Source organism: Mycobacterium sp. TH-M15 (assembly GCF_057473705.1).
In genome coordinates this window covers 1-7,113 of sequence record NZ_JBYCLB010000541.1, presented here as the reverse complement: position 1 = coordinate 7,113, position 7,113 = coordinate 1, and the positions used below count along the sequence as shown (strand labels likewise).

Here is a 7,113-nt window from a genome sequence, read left to right as displayed (position 1 = left end):
GAGATCGACGTTGTGGCGCCTGCTACTCGAATTTTGCCGCCAAAACGTCGATCTCGACGCGGCAAGAGCGATCATCGCGCACACCCCGGTGCACGCGTCCCGGCCCCGTCGAACTCACGGGCGAGTGGGGTGAAAACTGGCAGCGCCCCGTGGAGCTACCAGAGCCGACGCAACGCGGCCGACGCATCGCGGGCTCGTCCCCGGGCCGTGGCCACATCCGCCGCGGTCACCAGGGCGGCTCCCAGCGGACGCCGAGCCGCAGACTCGTCGTGAGCGAATACCCGCACGTCGCTCTCGGTGATCCGCAGCGCATCGCTCAACGCGCCTTCACCTCGCGGCGGCCGGGCGCCGTCGACGCCCGCATAGATCACCGCGGCCGCGCCCGGCGAGATCATGATGGTGTCGGTCGGCAGACCCAGGATGGTCCGCGCCTGCAACTCGAATCCGGAGAGCCGCTGAGTGCGGAGGGTGACCAAGCTGGGCGCGAACGGCCGCGTGGTCACGTCGCTGAAGTAGACCTCGTCGCCGCGGACCATCAGCTCGACCCCGAACAGGCCCCGCCCGCCGAGCGCGTTGACCACGCGGGCCGCAATCGACTTGGCGGCATCCAGCGCTGCCGGGCTGAGATCCTGCGGCTGCCAGAATTCCCGCACGTCACCGATGGCGTCGCCGTGGCCGATCGGCGCGCAGAAGTCCAGCGTCGGCCCCGACGGGCCATCACCGCGGACCGTGAGCAGCGTGACATAGAAGTCAATCTCGACCAGCGCCTCGACGAGCATCCGCCCGCCGCCGGCGGACAGCCCGCGCTGCCAGGCCGGTTCGAGGTCGGCCGGCAGCAGCAGCACCGACTGCCCGTCCCCGCCGACGGCAGCAACGGGTTGCACCCGCAGCGGGTAGCCGGCGTGCCCGGCGATGGCGCGCAACTCCCCCAGCGAGCCCGCGAACCAAAACGGCGCGGTGGGCAGGCCGAGCTCGTCGGCGGCCAGTCGCCGCAGACCTTCCCGGTCGGCGGTCAGCCGGGCGCAACGCGCGGTGGGAACGACCCGCACGGGCCCGCTGTCAGCCGCGGCGGTGAACGCATCGAGGGCCACCGCGTCCGACGCGGCCACCACGAAGTGCGGTCGCAGCCGGCTGATCGCGGCCCTCAGCCCGTCGGCGTCGCTCAGGTCGAGCACCAGCACCTGATCAGCCGCGCGATGCGCCGGCGCGTCGGCGTACTGCTCGACGGCGATGACGTTCGCCCCGAGGCGCTGCAGGGCGGTCGCCAGCTCGCAGCTGAACTCCCCGGACCCCAGCAGCATCACCGTCGGACCACCGGAGCGGCCGGGCTGCTGAGTCGACTGGTCGTGCGGCGTGCCGTCAGCCGCCGGATCCGCCTGCTCTGCTGTCACGCTGCCCAAGGATAGGCGGCGTCGCTACGGCTGGCCGGGCAGCAACCGGATCATCAGGCCGTTGGCCTCGGCCAACAGCGTCTCACCGTCGAGCAGTTCGCCGCGGACAAACGCCTTGCGGTCCTCGGTGGCGGCGACGTGACCGCGCACGATCAGCGGGGTGTCGATCGGGGTGATCTTGCGGTAGTCGACATGCAGGAACGCGGTGCGGCTGATCGGACGGTTCGCGGCGTGCACCACCATCCCGAAGACGTGGTCGAACAGCAGCGGGAGCACACCGCCGTGCACCGCGCTGTTGCCGCCCACGTGGAACCGGCTGAAGTGGCCGCGCATCTCGACGCCGTCCGGGTCGAACCGGCTCATCGTCCATGGCGGCAGTAGCAGGCTGCCCATCCCGGGCAGCGTCGGCGCGCGTCCCGCCGGTGCCTGGCCTTCGGCTGCCGTGAACGGTGCGAGTTGTTCGGCCAGCGCTTCGGCGTGCGTTGCGGCGTCGTTCCAGAGGTCGTCGCTGGGGTCGGCGGACACCGCGAGGTCCTGCACCCGGCGCATGGCGGCGACGAACCGGCCGAAGCCCGGTCCCGGGCTGGCGGCGCCGTATTCGGGGAAGCCGCCGTGGCGGTCGTAGTCGGGGTCGAGACGCTCTGGCGAATCGGTCACGGGCGGGGCGCCAGCACGTCGCGACGCACGATGGTCTGGTCGCGGCCCGGGCCGACGCCGATGCACGAAATATGCGCTCCGCCAAGCTCTTCCAGCCGCAGCACGTAGTCGCGCGCTTTCGCCGGGAGGTCGTCGAATTCACGGGCCTGCGAGATGTCTTCCCACCAGCCGGGCAGTTCCTCGTAGATCGGCTCGGCGCGATGCAGATCACTCTGGGTCATCGGCATCTCGGAGGTCTCTTTGCCGTCGACGCGGTAACCGACACACACCGGCACCGTCTCCAGGCTGGACAGCACGTCGAGCTTGGTCAGGAAGTAGTCGGTGATCCCGTTGACCCGGGCGGCGTAGCGGGCGATCACGGCGTCGAACCAGCCGCAGCGCCGGCGCCGCCCGGTGGTGACGCCGAACTCGCCGCCGGTCTTGGACAGGTATTCGCCGCATCCGTCGAACAGTTCGGTGGGGAACGGGCCCGAGCCGACGCGGGTGGTGTAGGCCTTGAGGATTCCCAGCACGGTGGTGATTCGGGTCGGGCCGATACCGGATCCCACCGCGGCACCGCCGGCGGTCGGATTCGACGATGTCACATAGGGATAGGTGCCGTGGTCGACGTCGAGCAGCGTGCCCTGCGAACCTTCCAACAGGACGGTCTCGCCGGCCTCCAGCGCGGTGTTGAGCAACAGCCGGGTGTCGGCGATGCGGTGGGAGAAGCTCTCCGCCTGCTCGAGCAGCGCCTCGACGACCTGCGCCGGGTCGAGCGCTTTGCGGTTGTAGATCTTGACCAGCACCTGGTTCTTGAATTCCAGCGCGGCCTCGATCTTGTGCGTCAACTCATCGGGGTGCAGCACGTCGGCGACCCGGATCCCCTGACGCGCGACTTTGTCCTGGTAACAGGGTCCGATGCCGCGGCCGGTGGTGCCGATCTTCTTGTCGCCCATGTAGCGCTCGGTCACCTTGTCGATGGCCACGTGGTAGGGCATCAGCAGGTGCGCGTCGGCAGAGATCAGCAGCTTCGAGGTGTCGACGCCGCGCTCCTCGAGACCCTTCAGCTCGTCGAGCAGGACACCGGGGTCGATCACCACACCGTTGCCGATGACGTTGGTCACACCGGGCGTCAGCACGCCCGACGGGATGAGGTGCAGCGCGAAGTTCTCACCGCTGGGCAGCACCACGGTGTGCCCGGCATTGTTGCCGCCTTGGTAGCGAACAACCCATTTGGTGCGGCCGCCGAGTAGGTCGGTGGCCTTGCCCTTGCCCTCGTCGCCCCATTGGGCGCCGATCAGGACGATTGCCGGCATGGCTCGCTCCCGCCTAACTCCACGTATGCACGCTGCTTATTGTGGTCCAGCCGGTGACCAACATTAGCCGTGCGACGATTCGGGCACCGCAGGACCCGCTGAAGAGCGGGGTAATCAGACCCCGCCCAGGCGTTTGCGAGGAGGGCCCCGAACGTGCCAGAGATCGTCGTGGTGGCATTCGCCGATCACCTGCCGCGCCCGTTGCGAGCGCTCCCGGTACTCGATCCCGGTGCCCTTGCCGCGGCACCCGCCTCCTACCGGCGGCTGGTGGTGGTCGGCGGCGACGCCGACCTCGCCTCGGTGCTGACCATGTTGATGCGGGCCGATCTGCTGAGTGTCGAGGTGGCCTACGTCCCGCGCCGGCGCACACCGGCCACCCGCGCCTACCGCCTGCCGGCCGGCCGCCGGGCCGCCCGGCGGGCGGTGCGCGGTGCGGCCACGCGCGTACCGCTGATCCGCGACGAGACCGGATCGGTCATCGTCGGGTCGGCGGTCTGGCGGCCCGTGGACGGGGAGCGACTGCTGCATGGCGAGGCCGTGGTCGACGACGCGGTGTTGTTCGACGGCGACGTCGCCGCGGTCACCGTCGAGCCGACGGCGGCGCTGCCGGGGGTGCGGGCTCGGGTAGCGGGCAGCCGTCGCTGGTTGACCGGGCGGGCCGCGCAACTGGGCGGCACCGGGATCTCCATGGTGCGCGACGGGGTGGCCGCGCCCCGGCCGACGCGGCGCTCGACGGTCTACCGACATACGCAGGGTTGGTCAGCCGTCCGGTAGTTTCGTCGCGTGAGCGCCCGCGACTCGCACCATTCGGTGCGACCCAGCCCGGTCTTCTGGGCCCTTGTCGGTCTGTCGGTCCTCGGCGGCGGGCTGGCGTACTGGGTGGGCGACGACGTGACGCCGCTGTCCTACGCCGGAGTGTTCGTCATGGTGATCGCCGGCTGGGTGGTGTCGCTGTGTCTGCACGAATTCGGCCACGCCTACACCGCCTGGCGATTCGGCGACCGCGACATCGAGTTGCGCGGCTACCTGGACATGGATCCGCGGCGCTACGTCAGCCCGGTCTGGTCGATCGTGGTGCCGATCCTGATCACGGCGATCGGCGGGATCGGCCTGCCGGGTGCCGCGGTGTACGTGCGGACGTCGTACCTGACGACCCGGCAGCGCACCCTGGTCAGTCTGGCCGGTCCCGCGGCGAATCTGTTACTGGCCGTGCTGCTGCTGGGGGCGACCAACCTGTTCATCGACCCAAGGCACCCGGTGTTGTGGGCCGGGGTGGCGTTCTTGGGCTTCCTGCAGATCACCGCGCTGCTCCTGAATCTGCTCCCGATCCCCGGTCTGGACGGCTACAACGCCCTGGAGCCGCACCTGAGCCCGGAGACGCAGCGTGCCCTGGCACAGTTCAAGCCGTACGGCTTCATCCTGCTGTTCTTCCTGTTGTTCGCCCAGCCGCTGAACCAGTGGTTTTTCGGGCTCGTCAACTCATTCTTCGAACTGTCCGGGGTGTCCGGGCTGCTGTGGCAGTTCGGCGCCGGGCTGACCCAGTTCTGGCGACACCTGCTCTAAGAGCGAGAGACGGCCGAGGTGGTGCTGGCGGACGTCAGTGACGACGCGCCCGGGTTCTAGCTCAGGCCGAGGGCTTCGCGGGCGGTCGGGTCGCAGTCGTCGAGCAGATCCAGGCACCTGGCCTGCTCGTCGGTCTCACCGATCGCGTCGGCCGCTCGCGCCAACGCCGCGACACAACGCAGGAAACCCCGATTGGGCTCGTGCGAGAACGGCACCGGGCCGAAACCCTTCCAGCCGTTGCGGCGCAACTGGTCCAGACCGCGGTGATAACCCGTGCGGGCGTAGGCGTACGCGGTGATCGCTTTGTCATCGGCGAGCGCGGCTTCGGCCAACGCCGCCCATGCCACCGACGCCGAGGGGTGCGCGGCTGCGACGGCGGTGGGGTTGTCCCCGGCATCCAACTGGGCCTCGGCGTCCGGGTCACCGGGTAACAAGGTCGGATCGGGTCCCAGCAGATCGTGCATCGGCGTCATGGGGATATTGTGCCGCGCTGCCGCGACGCAGCGACGCCGGGACTGCCGTCGGATCTCTAGGCTTCATGAAGTACAGCCCGCTAGATAGATGAGGAGATGAAGCGATGACTGTCACGATGGACTACGGGGCGCTGCCGCCGGAAGTCAACTCCGGTCGCATGTACGCCGGTTCCGGAGTGGGATCGATGCTGGCCGCCGCATCGGCTTGGGATGGGCTGGCCGCCGCGCTGGATTCGTCGGCAACTGCTCGTAAGTCCGTAATCTTTGGCCTGGCCGACGAGGAATGGGTGGGCTCGGCGTCGGAATCGATGGCTGGCGCGGCCACCCCCTACCTCGAGTGGATGCGCACCACGTCCGCGCAGGCGCAGCAGCTTGCCAGCCAGGCCAAGTCCGCCGCAGCCGCCTACGAGAGCGCGTTCGCCGCGCATGTGCCGCCGCCGGTGATCGCGGCTAACCGCACCCAGCTGGCAGCGTTGACCGCAACCAATGTTGTGGGCCAAAACACGCCGGCGATCGCAGCCACCGAAGCCGAGTACGGCGAAATGTGGGCCCAAGACTCGGCCGCGATGTACCAGTATGCGGGCTCGTCGGCAGCGGCCTCGGAGCCGACGCCGTTCACCAAGCCGCCGCAGACCACTAACCCGGCCGGGCAGGCCGGCCAAGCCGCCACTCGGGCGACGGGCGCTGCCACCGGCGGCGCGGGTCACGCACTGTCCCGAGTGACCGCGGCGCTGCACCAACTCGCGTCACCGCTAGGCTCCTCGACGCACGCGTCGTCTGGATCGACGAGCATTTTCACACCGGGATCCGACTCCGCCACCAAAGGGCTGTCCGGGATGTTGAACACGCTGGACGGATCGACCCATGACTCCTTCGGGACCGCATTGGTCGACGCCGGGGACACCGGATTCCCGGCCGCGGTCATGAGTGGGTTCGTGTCGGCCGGCGACGTAGGGCTCGTCGGACCCATCGGCGCCGGCGCGATTTCCGCGCTCGGCCACCAGGCGGGTTTCGCCGGGGCCGTCCAGGGCGGGGCTGTCCCCGCGGCGTCGTCCCTGGTGGGATCGGCGGCACCCACGTCAGTGGGCAATCTCGGGGGCTCGGCGGTGTCGGCGGGGATGGGCCGCGCCAACGTGCTCGGGGCGCTGTCGGTGCCGCAGAGCTGGGCTGCGATCACCCCGGCCGATTCGACGGGTCCGCTGAGCGCCGCGATGCCCGGTGCGGTTGCGGGTACCGGCGCGGAGGTCCCGGGTGGGATGCCCGGGATGCCCGGCATGCCGGCGGCCAGTGCGGGCGGACGCAACACTGTCGCTAATTTCGCCGCACCCCGATACGGTTTCCGGCCCACCGTGATGCCGAGAACCGTCGTCGGGTGACGGCGGGCGCGCGTCTCGAGCTTCCGCCGACGCCCTCATCCGGCGGGGCATTGCGATATTCTTCAACTACGACATGCCCTGCTGTTCGCATCGTGGATCCTCGGCGTGTTCCATGCATAGTGGGAGAGGCAACTCCACCTAGCAACACACTCCGGACAGCGAATACCCACGAAAAGTGCAGGATAGGTATCTCGACACCGAAAAGGACAGCTGCGCCTATGCCCAATCCATCAGGGTCTGACCGAGGCAACACCTCGGGCTCGGCCGATCCGGGCGCATCGGGCCAGTCGGTGCAGTCCGGTGCCGATGCCGGTGCCGGTGCCGGTGCCGATGCCGATGCCGATGAAAAAACCACCGA

At 69.4% G+C, this 7,113-nt stretch carries 7 protein-coding genes; 3 read left to right on the top strand and 4 right to left on the bottom strand.

Annotated features, from left to right (window positions below; all coding sequences use genetic code 11):
- Positions 1 to 155 precede the first annotated feature (155 nt).
- From purT to AC2VNT_RS13215, 3 genes are read right to left on the bottom strand one after another with little or no spacing between them, the layout of a single operon-like run.
- On the bottom strand, positions 156 to 1,391 hold the full coding sequence (gene purT / locus AC2VNT_RS13225; protein WP_486947295.1) for a formate-dependent phosphoribosylglycinamide formyltransferase: 1,236 nt from the start codon (positions 1,389 to 1,391) through the stop codon (positions 156 to 158).
- Positions 1,392 to 1,415: 24 nt separating this feature from the next.
- Complete coding sequence (locus AC2VNT_RS13220) at positions 1,416 to 2,048, bottom strand: PaaI family thioesterase (RefSeq protein WP_486947294.1); 633 nt, start codon at positions 2,046 to 2,048, stop codon at positions 1,416 to 1,418.
- On the bottom strand, positions 2,045 to 3,343 hold the full coding sequence (locus AC2VNT_RS13215; protein ID WP_486947293.1) for an adenylosuccinate synthase: 1,299 nt from the start codon (positions 3,341 to 3,343) through the stop codon (positions 2,045 to 2,047). Before AC2VNT_RS13215 ends, AC2VNT_RS13220 begins: the two co-directional genes overlap by 4 nt.
- A 153-nt stretch (positions 3,344 to 3,496) precedes the next feature.
- Between AC2VNT_RS13215 and AC2VNT_RS13210 the strand changes: the two genes are divergently transcribed.
- Entirely contained in the window at positions 3,497 to 4,117 is a 621-nt protein-coding gene (locus tag AC2VNT_RS13210; protein ID WP_486947292.1) for a peptidase M50, read from the top strand.
- A 9-nt stretch (positions 4,118 to 4,126) separates the two neighbouring features.
- Complete coding sequence (locus AC2VNT_RS13205; protein ID WP_486947291.1) at positions 4,127 to 4,906, top strand: site-2 protease family protein; 780 nt, start codon at positions 4,127 to 4,129, stop codon at positions 4,904 to 4,906.
- 56 nt (positions 4,907 to 4,962) lie between these two features.
- Here the strand turns inward: AC2VNT_RS13205 and AC2VNT_RS13200 are convergent, their stop codons facing one another.
- On the bottom strand, positions 4,963 to 5,379 hold the full coding sequence (locus tag AC2VNT_RS13200; RefSeq protein ID WP_486947290.1) for a DUF3151 domain-containing protein: 417 nt from the start codon (positions 5,377 to 5,379) through the stop codon (positions 4,963 to 4,965).
- 116 nt (positions 5,380 to 5,495) lie between these two features.
- Here AC2VNT_RS13200 and AC2VNT_RS13195 point away from each other — a divergent pair, with 116 nt between their 5' ends.
- On the top strand, positions 5,496 to 6,755 hold the full coding sequence (locus tag AC2VNT_RS13195) for a PPE family protein (protein WP_486947296.1): 1,260 nt from the start codon (positions 5,496 to 5,498) through the stop codon (positions 6,753 to 6,755).
- The last annotated feature ends 358 nt before the right edge of the window (positions 6,756 to 7,113 follow it).